Genomic DNA, 18,772 nt, shown 5'->3' with positions numbered 1-18,772 from the left:
CTTTGAACGATCTTAGATCAAATGGCTGCCTCGAAACAGGGCGTGAATGGCCAGCCTGCAAGAATCGCAAAAAAATTCAACCGTTCTGCCGTAATCTTTACCAATTTCTTCGCTAATAATCGGTATATGAAAATCGCTTAGCTGCGCTTTGACAGCCTCGATATTTCGCTTTCCTATACTCTCCATGGATAGAACTCGAGTGGTTCGGAACATTTCTGCTCCTCCGGCCATTTTTGCCTTCAGCTCAGAGATCGGGCAATGATAATATTCTGTCAGCTTTGTCACAAGCATCGGTATTGCCGTATCTGCATATTTTCCTGGCGGATAGATCGTTGATCGAGCGAATGATGAATCAGGCAGCATAACATGAGCCATCCCCGCAGTTTGTGTTTGCTGATGATAGATCACGACTCCGACACAAGAACCTAAACCAAGTGTTTTTAAAGACTCTGGATGGATGGCAAACTTGATTTCCGAGATTCCAACATGAATCACTGAGAAAACTTCCCTTCAACCCGCTCGAAAATAACATCCAGAGAATCGGGCAGTGGCAGAAATAAAAATTCTCCATTCAACTGATGCCCTTTTTGCCGATCAAAAACAACGGCATCAATGAGCAGTGCAAACTCATCATAGAGTGATAATTCAACGAGTCCTTCACTCAATATTGCCCCAGCCATATCCACCGAAATAACTGGAGGGGATTGAATAAACGTGACATTCAAAAATGAAGCAAGCGCCGACAGATAGGAGCCGCAAAGAATATTGCTGACTTCATAAAATGCCGATCTGCCAATCCCATCATCGCAAATATTGCCCTGAGGAACAAGCTCCTCAATCAGCATATTTGCCTGATCAATGGCAAACATGACGAAAAAGTAGCCTTTGATTCTGCCTTTTACTTGGATCAATGAAGCGGCAACCTGTTGTTCTGCTTTCCCGTTAATCAGCTCAGCAATAGACTGCAAGCGTACGGACGGAATGCACAGATCGATCGGCTTCTTTAACATCATGGATAGTGAAGTCGCAGCATGCGATGCACCAATGTTTGCTGATTCTTTTAGCAAGTCGAGATGTCGACCGTCAAGCTGATTCAGATGGTTCATGCTTCGTCTCCGATTGCACGTAAAGCGGCAACATCATTTTGGTTCAGCACCTGTTTCAGATTCAATAACAGCAATAATTGATCTTCACCGATCTTCGCCACAGCGCTCAGGTATTCTGCCGATGACCCACCGATCATTTCCGGTGTCTGTTCCAGCTGGTCCGCATCGATATCCAGTACCTCTTTTGATGAATCAACCAACAAGCCCACACTCATCTCATCTTGCTCAACAACAATAATTCGGCTTTCAGGTGTGATCTTAGAATGCCCCATTTGAAAGCGTTCACGTACATCAATAATCGGCGTAATAATACTGCGCAAATTCATCACACCTTTTACGAAAGAAGCTGCATTAGGAAGACGCGTGATACCGTCGACCTTCTCAATAGACAACACTTGTTCAACCGGAACGCCGTAGGTTTCACCGTTCATTTCAAACAAAATTACTTTTAGTTGCTTCTCCTGACTCGTCATCGGTTTTCCTCCTTAAGCTCTTTCCTTAATGGTTTTATTGGTTTCAATCAGTCTCTGACAATCAATAATTAGTGCAGCTCGTCCATCACCAAGAATGGTCGTTCCTGAGAATCCCGGTACCTTCTCAAGATATTTTCCGAGTGGTTTTACGACAACATCTTGATAGCCAAGCAGTTGGTCCGCCGTCAAAGCCACCTTCTTATCACCATGGCTGAGTATCACAACCGCACCCCTATTTTCTGAACCCTCCCGTTTATCGGTTTTACGGTCAGGAACGGCAAAGTAATCAGCAAGTGAAACAAGGGGGATGACGCTTTCGCGATAGTCCATGACGGTTTGATCGTGGATGGTAAAGGTTTTAACCTGCCGTTTTAATGCCGTTTCTGTGATGGACGTGATTGGTACGGCATAAACTTCCTCACCGGTTTGAATGAGCAGCGCATTAATAATCGATAAGGTCATCGGTAATTTCACCGTAAATGTGGTGCCTTGATCGGGAGCTGAGACCACTTCAACGGTTCCATTGAGTGATTGAATTTTGCTTTCAACGACATCCAAGCCTACACCTCGTCCGGAAATATCGGAGATTTTATCGGCAGTACTGAATCCTGAGGCAAAGAGCAAATGATCAATCTGATTTTCGGTCATTGTACGCGCTTCTTCCTCTGTCACCACATTTTTCTCAATTGCTTTGTCAAGCACTTTTTCTCTGTTAATCCCAGCGCCGTCATCCTTGATCTCAACAATAACTTGATTTCCATTGTAATAAGCAGCAAGGGTTAACGTCCCTTCTGGGTTCTTCCCTTTTGCCTCTCGTACGGCGGGCAGTTCGATGCCATGGTCCATCGAATTGCGGATCATGTGCATCAGTGGATCGCCAAGTTCTTCGATTACCGTTCGATCCAGTTCGGTATCCCCGCCCTTCACAACGAAATTAACCTTCTTATTTAGTTCCTTTGAAAGACTGCGTACCAATCTTGGAAAACGATTGAAAACCTGTTCAATTGGCTCCATTCTTAAGTTGAGCAGCGTCTCTTGCATTTGATTCGTCACACGCTTGATTTTTTCCACTGTATCGCTTAAATCAGAATGATGATTGTCAGAAGCAACCCGTTCAAGGCGCCCGCGATCAATCATAAGCTCCTCAAATAAATTCATTAATTGATCAATACGGTCAAGATTTACCCGCAACGTTTTCGCGACGGCAACCGGCTTTTTCACGGCCGCAGCGGATGTACGCGACGTTTGATCGCGTTTCTTTTCAGTCGCTACGGTTTGCTGTTTTTGCGGTGCACGTTGTTCTTCTATTTCCGAAATAGACGACACGTCAAGAGCAGCGACTTCCGAGATTGTTTCGATCTTGTGCTTGAGTTTCTGCTCATCGCACGCAACTGCTGCAAGGTAAACCAGTTTTTGATCAAATTCTTCTTTTTCGATCGCTTCAGTTGCAGGCCGCGTAGCAAGGATTGTCCCTTCTTCCTCCAAAGCATTAGCAATCATATAGGCGCGCGCAGCTTTCAACACACAATCCTTATTCAAGGTCACTTGTATTTCATAGACCTTTAAATTTTGGTCAAGCGCTTGTTTCACGTATGCTTTTTCATAGTCTTCCAGTTTCAAAAAATGTGCTTGGGGATCGTTTTGCTGCTTCATTGCCCCATCATTTGAAGACTTGACCGTTTCCGATTTTGATGTATCCTTTTTCCCCGTAAGCGCTTCAAGCTGTTTTTTCGTCTCCGCTACATCACGTGCATCCGATCCGCTTTGTTCAATTGAATCGATCATCGCTGCTAAATGGTCCAATCCTTCAAAAAGAACATCGACCATGTCCGCAGATGCCGTAATCTTTTTGTTACGCAATGCATCGAATACATTCTCCATAGTATGGGTGAGTTCCATCATGTTGTTAAAGCCCATTTGTCCGGAACTTCCTTTTAGCGTGTGAGCGGATCGAAAAATGCTGTTCAGAAGTTCTGAATCATCCGAATGCTCTTCAAGCGTCATGAGCTGATCATTAAGATTCTGCAGATGTTCCCTTGCTTCATCAAGAAATATACCTAAGTATTGACTCATATCCATGCTTAATCGTCTCCCCGTAATCCGAATTGTCTACAGATCGTATCGGCAATATGGTAAATAGGCTGTATCTCATTCACGCGACCTGTCTCGATTGCTGCTTTCGGCATGCCGAACACGGTGCAAGTCTCTTCCGATTCAGCAATCGTATGTACCTGTTTTCCTGCTTCGCATAACTCAAGAATACCTTTCGCACCATCTTTGCCCATACCGGTCAACAGCGCAACGATAAACGAATACCCTTGCAATTGGACAAGTGAGCGCAAGGTGACGTCAATCGATGGACGAACGCCGTTAACTGGGGGGCTTGAAGACAAGTCGACGCAAAGATGATTCTGTTCATTGCAGCTGACGCATAAGTGCAGGCCGCCTGGAGCGACGTATACATGCCCCTTTTTCAGAATTTCTCCGTTCACCGCTTCCTTTACCGGTAGTTTAGCATATCGATTTAGCCGGTCGGCAAGCGACTTTGTAAATTTGGGCGGCATATGTTGGACGATCAAAATTGGCGCAGGCAAATGCTCACTCAACTGTGGAATAACCGCTTGCAAAGCCTTCGGACCTCCTGTTGAAGAGCCAATGATAATAAGCTGTGAATGACTTTGAACGCCTCCGGAACTGCTCAGGTCTTCCCGCTGGTATACTTGTGCCGCATTGTTTGTTCTCTTCCTCACTGTCACTGATTCTGCTGCCTGCTTGATCTTTACCTGCAGTTCTGTTTCAATACGTGCAATATCGGCCGGTTTTCCTGAGGGCTTGCATATAAAATCAAAAGCGCCGCTGCTGATTGCCTCAATGACGTAGTTTATCGTTTCATTTGACGCTCCGCTTAACATAATGGTTGGCGTTGGTCTTGTGCTCATAATCTCATGCAGTACTGCTAACCCGTCCCTGTCTCCAGGTAAGATAATATCAAGCGTGATGACATCCGGCTTGAAACGGATCACTTTTTCCAACGCATCCGCACCGTTCCGAGCCGTAGCAACGACTTGCAGCACCGGATCCTCTTCAATCATTGCTTTGATCGTTTGACGCATAAATGCAGAATCATCCACAACCAGCACTTTGATTTGCTTCATCTCTGATGCCTCCCAATTCGTGCTAAATACTCTCTGACTTTATCTCCGAATGTACGCTCATGCGCAGTAAATACCTTCTGTCCGGATTGTACAAGAAAAGAACGGGCAAGTAATCGCATTTGTACGCTGTAGCCTGCCTTAGGAAAACTGCGCATGCACGGTTTTTGACGACGCACGGATAGAGACAGTTCATCATCTTTTTGCAGCGAAGCAAGCCATGACGGCGACGCGCCTAAAAAACGAGCGGATGTTGAGGACAGGCGCCGCCACGTCTTCATTCCTTCACGCCGATCCAAGGTTTGATTCACAACAGCCATAATCTGCAAATCTTGTTTTATCGTGTAAACCATTTTCATCAAGGAATAACTGTCGGCGATTGCCGGTGGTTCAGGCGTTGTGACAAGAATCATGCGATCAACGGCTAGCAGAAAATGCAGCAGATCCTCCGACGCACCGGCGCCAAAATCAAAGAGAATAAAATCATACTGAGCTCTTGCCATTTGAAGCTGCGTAATGAATTGATTCAGATACTCAGGGTTTAGTCGAAACAATGAACCAAGACCTGTACCGCCGGCGATAAAAGACACTTGTGAACTCACCTGCACACAAACATTCTGAAACGAGGATTGATGCTGCAGTGCATCGACAATGTTTAAATGCGCGGCTTGTCCCATCAGTTGCTCGATATTCCCCATACCTACATCGAGATCAATAATTAACACCTTTTTCCCGAGCTCACCAAGCGCCCATGAAAAATTGACACAAAAAACGGATTTACCGACACCGCCTTTACCACTGGCAATGCCAATCACTTGTGCTGTCTTGGTGTCACGTTTTTCATGAAAAATGCGCATTCTCAAATTTTCTGCTTGATCATTGACCATCTGAACCACCCAATAAATGATTAATCAAATTCCCAACATGCGCTTTCTGAAGGTCATCCGGAACTTCTTGACCATTTGTCATATAAGCAAGGTTTAATCGTGGATGTTGCAGCAAAATACTGATCAATGTGCCGTAAGTTGCAGTTTCATCAACCTTTGTAACGATAAGTTGTGACACATGAAGCGACTCAAACTGATGAATGACTCGGTTCAAATCTTCGTATTTGGCCGTTGCAGCTAAAACTAAATACATGTTTATCTGTCGCTCTGCTTTAAGAAATTGCAACAGCTCCGCAATGTACACACTGTTTTGAAAGTTCCTCCCTGCGGTGTCAATGAACACATAATCGTACTTGGCAAACCGTTGCAGCAATTCATTAAAATCTTGCTCCGTATAAGCGGTTTCCATGGGTGCCTCGAGAATATTCGCATACATTTTCAGCTGATCAACAGCTGCGATTCGATACGTATCTGCCGTTATAAAGGCTACTTTCTTCCCCTCTTCCAGGACGGCGCGGCTGGCAAGTTTCGCCAAGGTTGTTGTCTTGCCGACACCGGTTGGTCCAACCAGCATCATGTACTTGCCGTTTAAATGAGACGTGTGTATAGGTTCCGCGTTTAGCCGCTGCAGCAATTCATCGTACAGCACTTTTTTGGCTTCATCACCGCTCATCTGTTCGTCACTCTGATACCATTTTTTAACCAATCCCTGAAGCAACTGCTCTGCATGCGGCCACTGCACACTTTGATTGAGCAACAGATCTTGGATCGATTTAAGCCATTGCGGTACAGAAAAAAGACGATCGACCTTCTCATCCAATTTTTTATAAGGCATTGGCCTTAAGACTGCATCTCGATTGAGGGGTTTAGTCTCCTTAGTCTTTACTTCGGTTTCACGTCTCATTTTATTAAATGAAGATTCCGTATCCGGATCACTCGCCGCAAAAACTTCAACATGTTCTTTTTTAAATAGATTGAAAAACTTGCCGTTAGCCACTTTCTTTGTATGAAAGATGACCGCATTATCGCCAAGTTCTTGTTTTACTTTTTCAATGGCTTGCGCCATCGTTGGTGCAATAATTTTTTTCATTTTCATGCCGCATTCAGCACCCCAATGCTTTGTACTTCTACATTTGTCTCTAGTTCATTGTAAGAGAGCACGCGAATGGTTGGGAAATAACGTTCGGTTAATTGATGAACATACATACGCACCGCAGGCGAGCATAGAATGACCGGATCACTCTCAAGATCCGACCATTTATCAACTAATGCATGCAAGTTTTTCAGAACCTGACCGGTCGTTGTCCCATCTAAAGCGAGAAAATTTCCATGTTCGGTTTTCTGAACCGATTCAGACAGTTTTCGTTCGAGATCTGGACTCAGAGTTAGAACTTTAAGCGTTTCTCCAGGCTTAGCAAATTGTTCTGTGATCTGACGAGACAATGCCTGCCGAACATATTCGGTCAACAAGCCCGTTTCTTTTGTCATCTGACCATAGTCTGCTAATGTCTCAAAGATCAAAGGCAGATTGCGAATCGATAGATTTTCTTTTAACAAATTTACGAGTACCTTCTGCACGTCACCTAGAGACAGCGGATCCGGAATTACGGCTTCGACAAGTGCCGGATAGTGTTCTTTCAAATGGTCAACTAATTGCTTTGTCTCTTGTCTGCCTACCAACTCACAGGCATGACGACGCAATACTTCTGTCAGATGAGTCGAGACAACCGATGGCGGATCAACCACGGTATACCCTGCAAGCTCTGCTTGATCCTTTGTTGCTTCATCGATCCACAAGGCTTTTAGCCCAAAGGCCGGTTCAACCGTCTCAATGCCTTTAATGGCGGGATCATCAACCCCCGGACTCATTGCAAGATAATGGTCGGGGAGCAGCGAACCCTTGGCAACTTCGCTTCCATTGATTTTTATGCGATAGCTGTTCGGATCCAGCTGAATATTATCCCGAATACGGACAACCGGCAGAACAAACCCAAGTTCCAACGCAAGCTGCCGACGGATCATCACGATACGATCGAGCAAGTCCCCCCCTTGTGTATTATCCGCAAGGGGGACCAGTGCATAGCCGAACTCGAATTCAACCGGATCCATATGGAGCAGACTGAGTACATTTTCAGGACTTTTAAAGGAGTCCTCTGCTTTCTGATCTTCTTTTTCCACCAAATCCTGTTCATTCGTCTTGCGCCGACTGCGCAGCACAAATCCGGATATGATCAAGAGCAGTGCAATTGGAAATGTTGCCAGCATCCCGATCGGTGTCAATCCGAGAATGAAAATAACCGCGCCGGCAATGATCAGCATCATCGGATAGGAGAGAAGTTGTTGGGATACCTCTTTCCCCATATTATTTTCTGAGGAAGAACGCGTTACAATGATTCCAGTCGCCGTTGAAATAAGCAATGCCGGGATTTGACTGACAATGCCGTCGCCAACAGACAACAAACTAAAATTTTGTGCCGCATCTGCCAAATCCATTCCCTGCTGGGCGACACCAATGATCATCCCGACAATCAGGTTAATCGCAACGATGATCATACTGGCGATCGCATCGCCCTTCACAAACTTACTGGCACCATCCATAGCTCCATAAAAATCTGCTTCACGCGTAATTTTTTCGCGCCGTCGCTTTGCTTCCTGATCATCAATTAAGCCTGCATTCATATCGGCATCGATACTCATCTGCTTGCCGGGCATTGCATCCAAAGTAAACCGTGCGGCAACTTCGGCAACACGTTCTGCGCCCTTAGTAATAACAATAAACTGTACAACAATAAGAATTAAAAAGACAACGAGGCCAACAATAATATTTCCTTCAACAACAAATTGACCGAACGCTTCAATCACTCGGCCGGCATTGCCTTCAGTCAGGATTAACCGTGTTGTCGACACATTTAATGCAATGCGAAACAAAGTCATAATCAGAAGTAATGATGGAAAAACTGAGAACTCGAGAGATTCGGTAACATTCAGCGTGACAAGCAAAATAACCAAGGCAATCGAGATATTCATGATGATCAGAAAACTCAGCAATGAAGCCGGCAATGGAATAATCAGCATCATCACAATGAGTACAACGCCAATCATCACGATATAGTCTCTCGTTTTCATGAATGATTCCTCCTCTCCGTCAGATTTTTCTTCTTAATCGATAAACATAGGCAAGAATCTCAGCCACTGCTTTAAAAAATTGTTCAGGAATGCTCTCGCCAATCTCAAGATCATGATACAAGGCGCGTGCAAGGGGTTTGCGTTCAACGATCGTCACCTGATTTTCGCGTGCAATCTCTTTGATTCGTTTCGCAATCAAGTCCGCACCTTTGGCGATGACTTTCGGTGCATCCATTTCTTTTTTGTCGTATTTCAGTGCCACGGCAAAGTGGGTTGGATTCGTTATGATCACATCTGCATTCGGTACTTCCTGCATCATCCGATTGAGCGCCATCTGCCGCTGTCTTTCCTTGAGCTTGGACTTAATCTGAGGATTCCCTTCGATGGTCTTAAACTCATCTTTAATGTCTTGTTTTGACATCCTCATGTTTTTTTCATAATCGTATTTCTGATAAAGGTAATCAAGCACAGACAAAGCAATCAATGCGATGGAGACCGTAATGCCCATCGTCAGCATAATCGATGCCATCGTGCGAATACTTTCACTAAGCGGCTGACTCGCCGATTGCACAATCGACTGGCGATACAGCCATAGTACAGAAAAAGCGATGATTCCTATAATCAGTATTTTCAGCATCGATTTCAGCAATTCCATGATGCCGCGAAGGGAATAAATTCTTTTCAACCCCTTCAACGGATCGAGACGCTCTCCCTTAAACAACAACATATTTGGCAAGAATAAAAACCCGATTTGCATCATTTGCGCCCCTGCCGCAACCACGATTGCAATGATCAGTACAGGGAGCAGTAATTTGAGCACCTGAAACGATAAACTGACAAACAGTTCATGAAGATTCAGCTCAGTAACAGCCATGGACAGATTGCGACTATAGTAGCTGCTCATCATTTCTGCCAAGCGTTGAATGACCTGACCACCGGCAAGACGGAAATATAGGAAAAAGGCAAGCAGACTCACCGCTGTACTTAAATCCGTACTTTTGAAAACTTGTCCTTTTTTTCTACCTTCTTCTCGCTTATGCGGCGTCGCTTTCTCGGTTTTCTCACCGGCAAAATACTGCAAATCTAGCGAATAATGGACTCGGGCCATATTATCAGCTCCCAAGAAGACGAATAAAATTACTGAAAATTGTCGTCATCGCATCAAAAATGATCTGAAACAAACCGATTAATGAAGGAAAAACGACCAGCATGATCGCAAAACCGGCAAGTATTTTTAGCGGCAAACCGACAACGAACACATTGACTTGCGGAACCGTACGCGCCACCAGACCGACAGCAACATCGACAAGAAAAAGGCAACCGACGATTGGAATCGCTAACTGCGCGGCAATAAGAAACATTTGTGCACTTGTCCGCGCGACAAATTCAGTCGTCGTTCCTGAACCAAAGGCAACGTTCAAGTGATCAACTTGAATCACTTGAAAGCTGTACATCACACCGTTGATCAACATGTGATGAGCATTGACACCAAGAAAGAAAAGCAGCTGCAAGACATAGAGAAACTGCCCCGTCAATGGAGTCGGAACGCCGCTTTCCGGACTGATTACATTCGCGATGGCAAAGCCGATCTGCATGTCAATAAACGCGCCTGCAAGCTGAACGGCATAAGTAATGATTCCAGCAACAAATCCCAGCATTAATCCAACCAGAACCTCTTTGAGCAGAAGCAAAATATAGCGCCCGTCAAGCGGAATCGATTGACCTTGATTTTGAAAAAAAGTCACTTCAACAAGCACGGCAAGCACGGTTGCTAGTCCAATTTTTACCGGAGCCGGAATGGTTCGGTACGAAAAAATCGGCATCGTCACGATAAAACTGGTCAGTCGCGCAAGGATCAGCAAGAACAATGGAACCGCATTGAATAACGACAAGATTCTTCAAATCCCTTTCTATCGAATGAAATTGGGTAAGTTTGCAAAGATATTCTCTGTAAAAGTTAGCATTTTCGAGAGCATCCACGGTCCGAACAAGATTAATCCGAACAAGACGGCAACTATTTTTGGAATAAAGGCCAAAGTCTGCTCCTGAATCTGTGTTGCTGCCTGTATGATACTGACGATTAAACCAACGACCAGCGAAAGTAGCAAAATCGGACCCCCGATCATTAAAATCGCCATAACACTTTGATCGGCTATGGATAAGATCATTTCGGAACTCATTCGGACTCACCCCCGTTTAAAAACTCTTTAATAAGGACTCCACAATTAAATACCAGCCGTCAACCATGATAAACAACAAAATCTTAAATGGTAATGAAATCATGACCGGTGGAAGCATCATCATCCCCATCGCCATCAGAATGCTTGCTACCACCATGTCAATGACAAGAAACGGAATGAAGATCATGAATCCCATTTGAAAAGCCGTTTTCAGTTCACTAATTGTAAACGCCGGTACTAATGCCGTTAATGGAATATCGCTGACTTTGGCTGGCTGTTTATATTTCCCATAATTAAGAAACAGTTGTAAATCTTTCTCGCGTGTCTCATCGGCCATAAACTTTTTAATCGGTACTTGCGCCCTAGTCAATGCTTGTTTCTGCGTCATTTCGTTCTTCATGTACGGCTGAATTGCGTCGGTATTGATTTGACCATATACCGGAGCCATGACAAAGAAAGTCAGAAATAGTGCAAGCCCAACAAGTACTTGATTCGGCGGCATCTGCTGCGTAGATAAAGAGGTTCGAACAAACGAAAGCACAATGATAATTCGCGTAAAGCTGGTCATCAGCACGAGAATCGCCGGTGCGAGAGACAGTACGGTCAAAACGAACAACAGCTGAAGCGTCGTTGCGACATCCTGAGGCTGATTTGTGAAAAAGTCAGCAGGAATTCCTGGAATAGCATTCATTTTCTCACAACCTTCCGAAGCATGTCCCGCAATTGACCGGATCGCTCTTGATTTGCTGCTTTCAGCTGCTGCCTCAGTACCTTAGTAGGAGCGGTAGCCTGCTGATCCTTTTCCGGACGAGAACTTGGACGGTGAAAGGCATGATCAGAAGTCCATTTCAATGCTTTTAGAACTTGTTCTTCAACAGGAGTCGTTTGATCATTTTCCCGGGTCAGCAACGCTTTTATCGCCTCAGGGTCCTTGATTTCTTTTAACAGCTGGACCGACTCGCCTACACCGACAACCAGAACCTCAGTGCCAATTTGAACGAGCTGGACAGAACGATTCGCTCCTAAAGAAACACCGCCCATATTTTTCAGTGCACTGACTTGAGAAAAACGCTTTGATCGCTTAACAATCAAATGATAAAGCAAATAGATTAAAGCGAGTACCACCAGCAGAGCAACAATCAATTTAATGAATGTCACAAACATGGTGACACTGCCCGAGGAATCGGTTTGTGCCTTCTGTGTCGATGCGCCGTTTTTTTCATTTTTTGATGGTGACTTTTGCTTTTGAGACTGCTGATTTTCTTTAATCCAATCTGAAACCGTACCATTCTCTGAATCCGCGTAAACAACGGATGAACAGCCGAATGAAAGGAGCACGATAAGAAAAACGGCCATCACTCGTTTTATTGAAAAAGATCTTTTCACGACTATTCATCCAATCGCTTTCTTAATTGCCTCGATCACTCGGTCAGGTTGGAATGGTTTCACAATAAAATCTTTTGCTCCGGCTTGAATGGCGTCAATCACCATCGTTTGCTGCCCCATTGCCGAGCACATAATTACCTTTGCATTCGGATCCGAAGCTTTTATTTTTTTTAATGCATTGATTCCGTCCATTTCAGGCATGGTAATATCCAAAGTGATGAGATCCGGCTTATATTCTTCATATTTAGCCACGGCTTCCTTACCATTTGCTCCTTCACCGCAAACCTCATAACCGTTTTTCGTTAAAATATCTTTTAACATCATGCGCATAAACGCTGCATCATCAACAACAAGAATTCGTCCTGACATATAAATACCTCCAATGTTCTTTTTTTAATTAACGATTGACGTGATCCAGAGCCGATTCCATCATGCGCGGGTTCACAATTGACTGATTCGATCGCTCTGATTAAGGATTTCTGTAATTCGGATGCCGAAATTCTCATCGACGACAACAACCTCGCCTTTCGCAATATATTTTTGATTGACAAGAATATCGATCGCCTCACCAGCGAGTTTATCGAGTTCTATAATTGACCCAGGTCCTAGCTCCAGAACATCTTTAATTGTCTTCTTGGTATGACCAAGTTCTACAGTCACATCAAGTGGAATATCCATGAGCAAGTTCATATTTCGTGGCGTTGGCTCGGTATGAGGTTGTTCGTCCTCGTCAAAATCAGAAAAAGCCACTGGTGAAACATCAGGCTGAGCATTGTGTTCTTGATCCTTCTCAGAGAAAGTCAAATCAGGTTCAGCAACAGCGGCCGCGGCTTCGCTCTCATTAGAAGCGTCCCGTGCAGCTGCTGCCTCCGATTGATCTGCTTGTAAATTGTTGGCAGCTTTCCCACTGGATTCTTGAACCAGCAGTTGAACCAACTGCTTGCCAAAGTTAATGGGCACCAACTGCATGATATGTGAATCAACAAGGTCGCCAATCTTCAGCTGGAAGGCGATTTCAAACATCTCTTCATCTGAAGGCAGATGTTCAATCCCCTTCTGTGATTTAACATCCATAAGATTGAGCTTTGGCGGTGAAATGTCGATTCGGCGATTAAATACAGTCGACATCGCAGTCGATGAAGAACCCATCATTTGATTCATCGCTTCTTGAACAGCGCTCATTTCCATATCACTGATTTGATCACTTGGTTGGGTTCCGTCTCCGCCCATCATCAAATTTGCGATGACACTGGCATCGTGGACTTTAATAATTAACAGGCATGATCCTTGAAATCCCTCTGTATAATTGACGAGAACCGAAACATGTGGAACAGGGAATTCCTGAGAAAGATTGCCGCGATTGACAAGTCTGACTTGCGGCGTCGTAATTTCAACCTTTCTGTTTAGGATTGTGGATAATGCTGTAGCGGCACTGCCGAAGGAGATATTACCGATTTCTCCAAGTACGTCTTTATCTAAATCTGAAAAATTGCCGTCAGTACCGTTATGACCTTGATCCGTTTTCTGAGCCTCTTGCTCGGAAGAAGATGCAGCGTCTTCGTGATTTCCGAGCAATGCATCTATTTCTTCTTGTGAAAGCTTCCCGTCACTCATCGGTCTCAACCTCCTCTGTTATCTTTTTAATGATCTGAACTGCAAGCTGATGCTTACGTTTTCCCGGCTGCCCGATAAATTTAGGAAACCCACTGACTTGAATGATCAAGGGCTGATCTAAGTGCTCGTCCAGCTTAATCACATCACCAACGCTCAAATTCATTAATTCTCTTACCTTGATCTTTGAATGACCTAAAACAGCCGTTAAAGGAACCGCTGAATGCGCTACATTCTTTTTCAATGCCTGCAATTCTTCATTGGTCGTCTCGCTTTTCTTTTCATTCATCCAATAATGCATGGACAGCTTTGGAATGATCGGTTCAAGGACAACATGCGGCAAACAAAGATTGATCATCCCGCTGGACTTTCCAATCACTGCCGACAATGAAATCACAATGACCGTTTCATTCGGCGAGACCAGTTGAAGAAATTGTGGATTGGTCTCCAGTTCCATTAAATGGGGATCAATCGCTTGATCAACCGAAGACCACGCTTCTTTTAATGCCGGCAAGCCGCCTTCAAACAGGCCCTTCATTAAGTCCGTCTCGATTTCTGTCAAGTGCTCGATTTTATTCATACTCTCACCTGCACCGCCAAGCAATCGATCCAGCATCGCGTACGCAATATTTGGGTTTACTTCAACAATCAAATGACCCTCAAGCGGAGGGGCTTCGATAACATTGAGCACTGTTGCCGACGGAATCGAGCGAATGAATTCTTCATAAGGCAGCTGATCGACAGAAGCAACGGATATTTGCACATACGTTCTGAGCTGTGCTGAAAAGTAAGACGTAAGCAGTCGCGCATAGTTTTCATGAATTCTAGTGAGACTGCGGATTTGGTCCTTTGAAAAACGCAGGGCACGTTTAAAATCATAGACACGAACCTTTGACTTTTTTTCCTCACTTTTCAACTCATCCGCATCCATCTCACCCGTTGAAAGTGCGGAAAGCAGTGCATCAATTTCAGATTGTGAAAGAACTTCGGCCACTTTTTCTCACCACCTTCGCCTTCTACTAGAGCTATTGCACAATCTTCTCTGTTGTATAGACATGCGTCACCGTTCCGCTCTGAAGAAATCCATCAACTCTCTTCTTAATTAAGCTTTCCAGTTGTGCAATGCCTTGCTGATCTTGAAGATCTTCCGGCGTCATACCGGACACCGTATAGATCACCGCATTCTTCACTTGAAAGGTCCGTTTCTCAAGTTCCTCTTTAGCTTCCTTGCTTGAGACCTGAATATTAAAGTCCAATTTAATGAAATGATCGCCTTTGATGTTGGTCGTGATTTCACCGGTATCAACCGTCAATTGGTTAACAATTTCATCGATATCCGTTCCTTTGTTTTCCCCATCACTTTGCTGACGGAACACAAAAAAGAAAACAACGATCATTCCGATGATGACTAACACCATGAGTGTAAAAAGCAAATTCATTGCTCGGCTTTTGAACATCGGTGTACACCTTCTTCCGCAGCCAATCCTGAGATTAAAGTAATCTTGTTAAGAAAGGCGGTCATAATGCGGCCAACTTCCTCAGGAGATTCTTTAACAATCAGCTTTTTCCCATTCGTTAATGTAATTGTCGTATCAGGAAGCGATTCGACCTGTTCGATAAGAAATGGATTAAGCAAAAAGGACCGGTTATTAAAATGAGTTAATGTAATCATAAGTGCAATAAAATGGGCTGGGAGCAATGCTGCCCCAGCTCATTTAACTCCTTTACTTAATTATCGCTTCAATTGCACGAGTTCCTGCAAAATCTGATCGGCTGTCGTGATCGTACGTGCATTTGCCTGGTAGGCACGCTGCGCTTCAATCAACGCTGTCATTTCATCGGTCAGATCAACATTGGAACCTTCAAGCGCGTTTTGAACTAATTCGCCTTGACCGTTTGTTCCTTGATCATTATTTGCAGTTCCAGAGGCCTGACTTGTCTGGTAAAGTGAATTCCCTACTTTTTCAAGTCCTGCAGGATTATTAAACGTATAAACTTGAATTGTTCCCAAATTAGCAGTCGTTTCACTATCCGACTTCAAAGTTCCTCTGATAACCCCTTGTTTGTCGATGGTAAATGCACTGACATCGTTAAAATCATGACCATCTCCTCCTTCAACACTAAGAGCCATACCTTGAGAGCTCACCAAATGTGTTCCATCTGAGCTTAGCTTGAAATCTCCTGCACGTGTGAAGTAAGTGTTAGTACCATCAGTTACACTAAAATACCCTTCACCATTAATGGCCACATCATAAGGATTACCGGTTGGATTGGCAACTCCGTTTGTGATGATATTGTCAATCGAGCCCGCCTGAGCACCGAGGCCGACCTGGATTGCATTCTGATCGGTTTTTGCTGTTTGGACGTTATTGGAAAACAAGTCTTCAAAATTGACTCTTGCTTTCTTATACCCTGTCGTGCTGACATTCGAGATGTTGTTGCCAATCACGTCTAAGCTTGTCTGAAAGTTTTTCAAACCGGAAACGCCTGACCCTAATGAACGTAATAACATAAGAAATCCTCCTTTTTATCTGACTGCTTCGATCCATCCACAGTCCAGCTTTCCTTTAAAAGGACCAGCCTGATTATTGATTGATTAAAATCGTACCGTTAATGTTGGAGAAAATCCGTGACTTTGCTTCATCCAGACCCATTGCTGTAATCACTGTGTTGTTCTTCGCACTGACCAATAAGGCAGCTTTTTTTGTTAAAACCAATGAATCGTCAATCCCCATCTTTTTTGCTTCCTGCACCTTTGCATCAATTAAATGCCATTCTTGGTCACTAATATTAATGTGACGCTGATTGATTCGATCACGTGCATGTTTTGAAATCGTGATTTGTGCCGCAGCGTACTCACGCTCAAGTGTATTTGCAAAAGACGAATGAGTCGTTTTCTTTTTCGATGCAGCACTGTGGTTACTGTATTCTGTTACCGGAAGCAGGGGCGAATAAGTGATCGGCTGAAACTCAGACACTTTGTTCCGCCTCTCCGACCTGACTTATTTCCGTAACCGATGAGGGATCAACTTGTGAACCATCATCGGTTTGAAAGCTAAGCGAACCATCCTTTAGACTGACAGCTTGGATCACGCCAGAGTATGACTTTATCACCGTATTTCCATTACTATCGGTGACCATTTCATCCCAATTAATTTTCTTACCAATCATTGCTGCCTGTTCCGACAAGGACTGATTGGATTGCGAAGCAACCAATTTATCAATCGCGTTGCTCATATTCTGCGTCTGCTCAAGTGTCGTAAAAGTTGCCATTTGTGATACAAACTGCGCACTGTCCATTGGCGACGTTGGATCTTGGTTCGTCAGCTGTACAATCAGCAGTTTCAAAAAAGAGTCTTTATCCAGTGCTTGATTGACATTTGAAGATGTGGAAGACGAAGTGTTCGCATTAGTTTTTGCTTGAACCGAAAGATCGCTCATCTCATATCCTCTCTCCCGTCATCCATTCATTAAAAGAATGTTCGTTCTTTTCACTATTGCTATTTATTGATTGCAGATGCTGCTGTTGTTCGTCCTCGGATTGATTCTGACGATGGTCATCCTGTTGCCCCGACTCATTATTCGACTGATCTTGGTTATAGAGCTGATCCACGGCTTGCTGATCCAACCGATGAATTTCTACACGCGTTAGTGAAATGCCGTGTGCCAGACATTGATGTTTCAGTTTTCCCAAATCGCCTTCCAGCAGCGCTTTTGCCTGTTGTGTTTCTGCGGTAAACTCAGCAGTTAGCCCCAATTGTTTATCTTGTCGAATTGAAACCGTCAGTTTTCCGAGATGCTGTGGATAAAGGGTCATCGTATAGGACTTCATTCCGCTTTCATCAGTTTTGAACGAAGATTTTCCCAGCCACTCGTTCAAATGATCCGCAACTTGTTCATGCACCGGCTTTTCCGCTGATTGATGAGGATGGTTTTGAAAAAGATGCAGCAGCTCAAGCTTGTTCATTTTTCTTGACCCGATCCACGTTTGATCCACAGACAGTGTTGAACGGGTGTCCTGTACGTCCTTTTTCTGCTTTTCTGTTTCTGAATTGAAGTGATCTTTAGCCAGCAATCGATCCGTTGCAGCCCTCGATGTTTTCGCGTTTCGTAAGCTTTCCCCTACTGAGGGACCTCTATTTACACGCTGAAACAGATCCGTTTCCTCCGCATTAGGTCTGACTTTACTCACATCCGCATTAGCCGCCATTTGTTTGGGCTTAAAACGATTGATCGCTGGCCTTTCATCGCTTGCTTTTAATTGACTAAGCTGCCTTTCGGAAATCCGCAGTAGATTCGCCGGTAATTGGTCAGCCTTATGGGTAAAAGCAGAAGGTTTTGACGGTTCGGGTCGGTCATCTTTGTTCAATTTCTGATCGACAGAAAAAATTTGCTTCGCCATTCTGTTCGTTTGATCCATGGCAGCAGCAGATTGAGATTTGCTTTGTGCAGATGCTTGATCATCCGTTTTATTTACGTTTGCCGATTCATTGAAATTGTTTCGGCGTTTCATAGAATCTGTTGATCGATCTGATAATTGGTCGGTCACCGGTATTGTGGTTCGTTTTCTCGTCGCATCGGAAATCTGCAAGTCTTTGCTCAAACCGATGCCCTGTTCGTTCGCTTTAGCTACGACCCTACTCGTGACCGTATGCTTCTTGAAACCAGACTTCTGTTCAGAGTCAAACGCGTGCGCACGACGATTTGGCTTCTCGTTCGCTTGCATCACCTGAATGAATGACAGAAAAACAGAATCCGCAGCCGATGCCTTTTTTTTCTTTTTTGCGGGTCGGTCTGCAAACTCAGCGATGGCTTTTCCCCGTTTCAGTCCCGTTACATTCATGATTTTCA

The 18,772-nt window shown here is 44.3% G+C and carries 22 protein-coding genes; all 22 read right to left on the bottom strand.

What is annotated here, in order from left to right; all coding sequences use genetic code 11:
• Window positions 1-12: 12 nt before the first annotated feature.
• A complete protein-coding gene (locus K7399_RS04190; RefSeq protein WP_028977262.1) occupies window positions 13-495 on the bottom strand; it encodes a chemotaxis protein CheD in 483 nt (160 codons plus the stop codon).
• Window positions 492-1,106, bottom strand: a complete 615-nt coding sequence (locus K7399_RS04185; RefSeq protein WP_028977261.1) for a chemotaxis protein CheC — start codon at window positions 1,104-1,106, stop codon at window positions 492-494. Before K7399_RS04185 ends, K7399_RS04190 begins: the two co-directional genes overlap by 4 nt.
• Window positions 1,103-1,579, bottom strand: a complete 477-nt coding sequence (locus K7399_RS04180) for a chemotaxis protein CheW (protein WP_028977260.1) — start codon at window positions 1,577-1,579, stop codon at window positions 1,103-1,105. The genes K7399_RS04185 and K7399_RS04180 overlap by 4 nt, the downstream gene beginning before the upstream one ends.
• 12 nt (window positions 1,580-1,591) lie before the next feature.
• Window positions 1,592-3,658: a chemotaxis protein CheA gene (locus tag K7399_RS04175; RefSeq protein ID WP_028977259.1), complete on the bottom strand. Its 2,067-nt coding sequence runs from the start codon at window positions 3,656-3,658 to the stop codon at window positions 1,592-1,594.
• Window positions 3,659-3,660: 2 nt separating this feature from the next.
• Window positions 3,661-4,734 (bottom strand): protein-glutamate methylesterase/protein-glutamine glutaminase, encoded by a 1,074-nt coding sequence (locus K7399_RS04170; RefSeq protein ID WP_028977258.1) that lies wholly within the window; start codon window positions 4,732-4,734, stop codon window positions 3,661-3,663.
• On the bottom strand, window positions 4,731-5,618 hold the full coding sequence (locus tag K7399_RS04165; protein ID WP_028977257.1) for a P-loop NTPase: 888 nt from the start codon (window positions 5,616-5,618) through the stop codon (window positions 4,731-4,733). Before K7399_RS04165 ends, K7399_RS04170 begins: the two co-directional genes overlap by 4 nt.
• Window positions 5,608-6,708 carry a flagellar biosynthesis protein FlhF gene (locus tag K7399_RS04160; RefSeq protein WP_160168725.1) on the bottom strand — a complete coding sequence of 367 codons (1,101 nt, stop codon included), beginning with the start codon at window positions 6,706-6,708 and terminating at the stop codon, window positions 5,608-5,610. Before K7399_RS04160 ends, K7399_RS04165 begins: the two co-directional genes overlap by 11 nt.
• A 2-nt stretch (window positions 6,709-6,710) precedes the next feature.
• Window positions 6,711-8,744: a flagellar biosynthesis protein FlhA gene (flhA, locus tag K7399_RS04155; RefSeq protein WP_028983011.1), complete on the bottom strand. Its 2,034-nt coding sequence runs from the start codon at window positions 8,742-8,744 to the stop codon at window positions 6,711-6,713.
• A 19-nt stretch (window positions 8,745-8,763) separates the two neighbouring features.
• Window positions 8,764-9,852, bottom strand: coding sequence for a flagellar biosynthesis protein FlhB (gene flhB / locus K7399_RS04150; protein WP_028977968.1), 1,089 nt, complete (start codon window positions 9,850-9,852; stop codon window positions 8,764-8,766).
• Window positions 9,853-9,856: 4 nt separating this feature from the next.
• Complete coding sequence (gene fliR, locus K7399_RS04145; protein ID WP_028977967.1) at window positions 9,857-10,636, bottom strand: flagellar biosynthetic protein FliR; 780 nt, start codon at window positions 10,634-10,636, stop codon at window positions 9,857-9,859.
• Between the two features lie 18 nt (window positions 10,637-10,654).
• Window positions 10,655-10,924: a flagellar biosynthesis protein FliQ gene (fliQ, locus tag K7399_RS04140; protein ID WP_028977966.1), complete on the bottom strand. Its 270-nt coding sequence runs from the start codon at window positions 10,922-10,924 to the stop codon at window positions 10,655-10,657.
• 16 nt (window positions 10,925-10,940) lie between these two features.
• Window positions 10,941-11,615, bottom strand: coding sequence for a flagellar type III secretion system pore protein FliP (gene fliP / locus K7399_RS04135; protein ID WP_028977965.1), 675 nt, complete (start codon window positions 11,613-11,615; stop codon window positions 10,941-10,943).
• Window positions 11,612-12,310, bottom strand: a complete 699-nt coding sequence (locus tag K7399_RS04130) for a flagellar biosynthetic protein FliO (RefSeq protein ID WP_028977964.1) — start codon at window positions 12,308-12,310, stop codon at window positions 11,612-11,614. Before K7399_RS04130 ends, fliP begins: the two co-directional genes overlap by 4 nt.
• Window positions 12,311-12,316: 6 nt before the next feature.
• Window positions 12,317-12,679 (bottom strand): response regulator, encoded by a 363-nt coding sequence (locus K7399_RS04125; protein WP_028977963.1) that lies wholly within the window; start codon window positions 12,677-12,679, stop codon window positions 12,317-12,319.
• Between the two features lie 72 nt (window positions 12,680-12,751).
• On the bottom strand, window positions 12,752-13,924 hold the full coding sequence (fliY, locus tag K7399_RS04120; RefSeq protein ID WP_028977962.1) for a flagellar motor switch phosphatase FliY: 1,173 nt from the start codon (window positions 13,922-13,924) through the stop codon (window positions 12,752-12,754).
• The gene (gene fliM, locus K7399_RS04115) at window positions 13,917-14,915 is read right to left on the bottom strand and encodes a flagellar motor switch protein FliM (protein ID WP_028977961.1); all 999 of its coding nucleotides are present in this window, start codon (window positions 14,913-14,915) and stop codon (window positions 13,917-13,919) included. Before fliM ends, fliY begins: the two co-directional genes overlap by 8 nt.
• 31 nt (window positions 14,916-14,946) lie before the next feature.
• Window positions 14,947-15,378, bottom strand: a complete 432-nt coding sequence (locus tag K7399_RS04110) for a flagellar basal body-associated FliL family protein (protein WP_028977960.1) — start codon at window positions 15,376-15,378, stop codon at window positions 14,947-14,949.
• Window positions 15,357-15,620 carry a flagellar FlbD family protein gene (locus K7399_RS04105; RefSeq protein WP_414625725.1) on the bottom strand — a complete coding sequence of 88 codons (264 nt, stop codon included), beginning with the start codon at window positions 15,618-15,620 and terminating at the stop codon, window positions 15,357-15,359. The genes K7399_RS04110 and K7399_RS04105 overlap by 22 nt, the downstream gene beginning before the upstream one ends.
• Before the next feature lie 33 nt (window positions 15,621-15,653).
• The gene (locus K7399_RS04100; RefSeq protein ID WP_028977958.1) at window positions 15,654-16,433 is read right to left on the bottom strand and encodes a flagellar hook-basal body complex protein; all 780 of its coding nucleotides are present in this window, start codon (window positions 16,431-16,433) and stop codon (window positions 15,654-15,656) included.
• 73 nt (window positions 16,434-16,506) lie between these two features.
• Entirely contained in the window at window positions 16,507-16,899 is a 393-nt protein-coding gene (locus K7399_RS04095; RefSeq protein WP_051575135.1) for a TIGR02530 family flagellar biosynthesis protein, read from the bottom strand.
• Window positions 16,892-17,362, bottom strand: coding sequence for a flagellar hook capping FlgD N-terminal domain-containing protein (locus K7399_RS04090; protein WP_028977956.1), 471 nt, complete (start codon window positions 17,360-17,362; stop codon window positions 16,892-16,894). The genes K7399_RS04095 and K7399_RS04090 overlap by 8 nt, the downstream gene beginning before the upstream one ends.
• Window position 17,363: 1 nt before the next feature.
• A complete protein-coding gene (locus tag K7399_RS04085) occupies window positions 17,364-18,764 on the bottom strand; it encodes a flagellar hook-length control protein FliK (protein WP_028977955.1) in 1,401 nt (466 codons plus the stop codon).
• Window positions 18,765-18,772: the final 8 nt, after the last annotated feature.

Source organism: Sporolactobacillus terrae (assembly GCF_019930545.1).
Lineage (GTDB): Bacteria > Bacillota > Bacilli > Bacillales > Sporolactobacillaceae > Sporolactobacillus > Sporolactobacillus terrae.
The sequence above is the reverse complement of the archived record's forward strand: the minus strand, read 5'-3'. Positions and strand labels throughout refer to the sequence as shown.

What these genes read in the sequence shown, in the direction of transcription:
- K7399_RS04170 (WP_028977258.1), bottom strand. Translation starts at nt 4,734, where the DNA reads ATGAAGCAAATCAAAGTGCTGGTTGTGGATGATTCTGCATTTATGCGT.
- flhB (WP_028977968.1), bottom strand. Translation starts at nt 9,852, where the DNA reads ATGGCCCGAGTCCATTATTCGCTAGATTTGCAGTATTTTGCCGGTGAG.
- K7399_RS04180 (WP_028977260.1), bottom strand. Translation starts at nt 1,579, where the DNA reads ATGACGAGTCAGGAGAAGCAACTAAAAGTAATTTTGTTTGAAATGAAC.
- K7399_RS04160 (WP_160168725.1), bottom strand. Translation starts at nt 6,708, where the DNA reads ATGAAAAAAATTATTGCACCAACGATGGCGCAAGCCATTGAAAAAGTA.
- fliP (WP_028977965.1), bottom strand. Translation starts at nt 11,615, where the DNA reads ATGAATGCTATTCCAGGAATTCCTGCTGACTTTTTCACAAATCAGCCT.
- K7399_RS04185 (WP_028977261.1), bottom strand. Translation starts at nt 1,106, where the DNA reads ATGAACCATCTGAATCAGCTTGACGGTCGACATCTCGACTTGCTAAAA.
- K7399_RS04100 (WP_028977958.1), bottom strand. Translation starts at nt 16,433, where the DNA reads ATGTTATTACGTTCATTAGGGTCAGGCGTTTCCGGTTTGAAAAACTTT.
- K7399_RS04085 (WP_028977955.1), bottom strand. Translation starts at nt 18,764, where the DNA reads ATGAATGTAACGGGACTGAAACGGGGAAAAGCCATCGCTGAGTTTGCA.
- K7399_RS04090 (WP_028977956.1), bottom strand. Translation starts at nt 17,362, where the DNA reads ATGAGCGATCTTTCGGTTCAAGCAAAAACTAATGCGAACACTTCGTCT.
- K7399_RS04175 (WP_028977259.1), bottom strand. Translation starts at nt 3,658, where the DNA reads ATGGATATGAGTCAATACTTAGGTATATTTCTTGATGAAGCAAGGGAA.
- K7399_RS04125 (WP_028977963.1), bottom strand. Translation starts at nt 12,679, where the DNA reads ATGTCAGGACGAATTCTTGTTGTTGATGATGCAGCGTTTATGCGCATG.
- K7399_RS04165 (WP_028977257.1), bottom strand. Translation starts at nt 5,618, where the DNA reads ATGGTCAATGATCAAGCAGAAAATTTGAGAATGCGCATTTTTCATGAA.
- K7399_RS04110 (WP_028977960.1), bottom strand. Translation starts at nt 15,378, where the DNA reads ATGTTCAAAAGCCGAGCAATGAATTTGCTTTTTACACTCATGGTGTTA.
- fliY (WP_028977962.1), bottom strand. Translation starts at nt 13,924, where the DNA reads ATGAGTGACGGGAAGCTTTCACAAGAAGAAATAGATGCATTGCTCGGA.
- fliQ (WP_028977966.1), bottom strand. Translation starts at nt 10,924, where the DNA reads ATGAGTTCCGAAATGATCTTATCCATAGCCGATCAAAGTGTTATGGCG.
- flhA (WP_028983011.1), bottom strand. Translation starts at nt 8,744, where the DNA reads ATGAAAACGAGAGACTATATCGTGATGATTGGCGTTGTACTCATTGTG.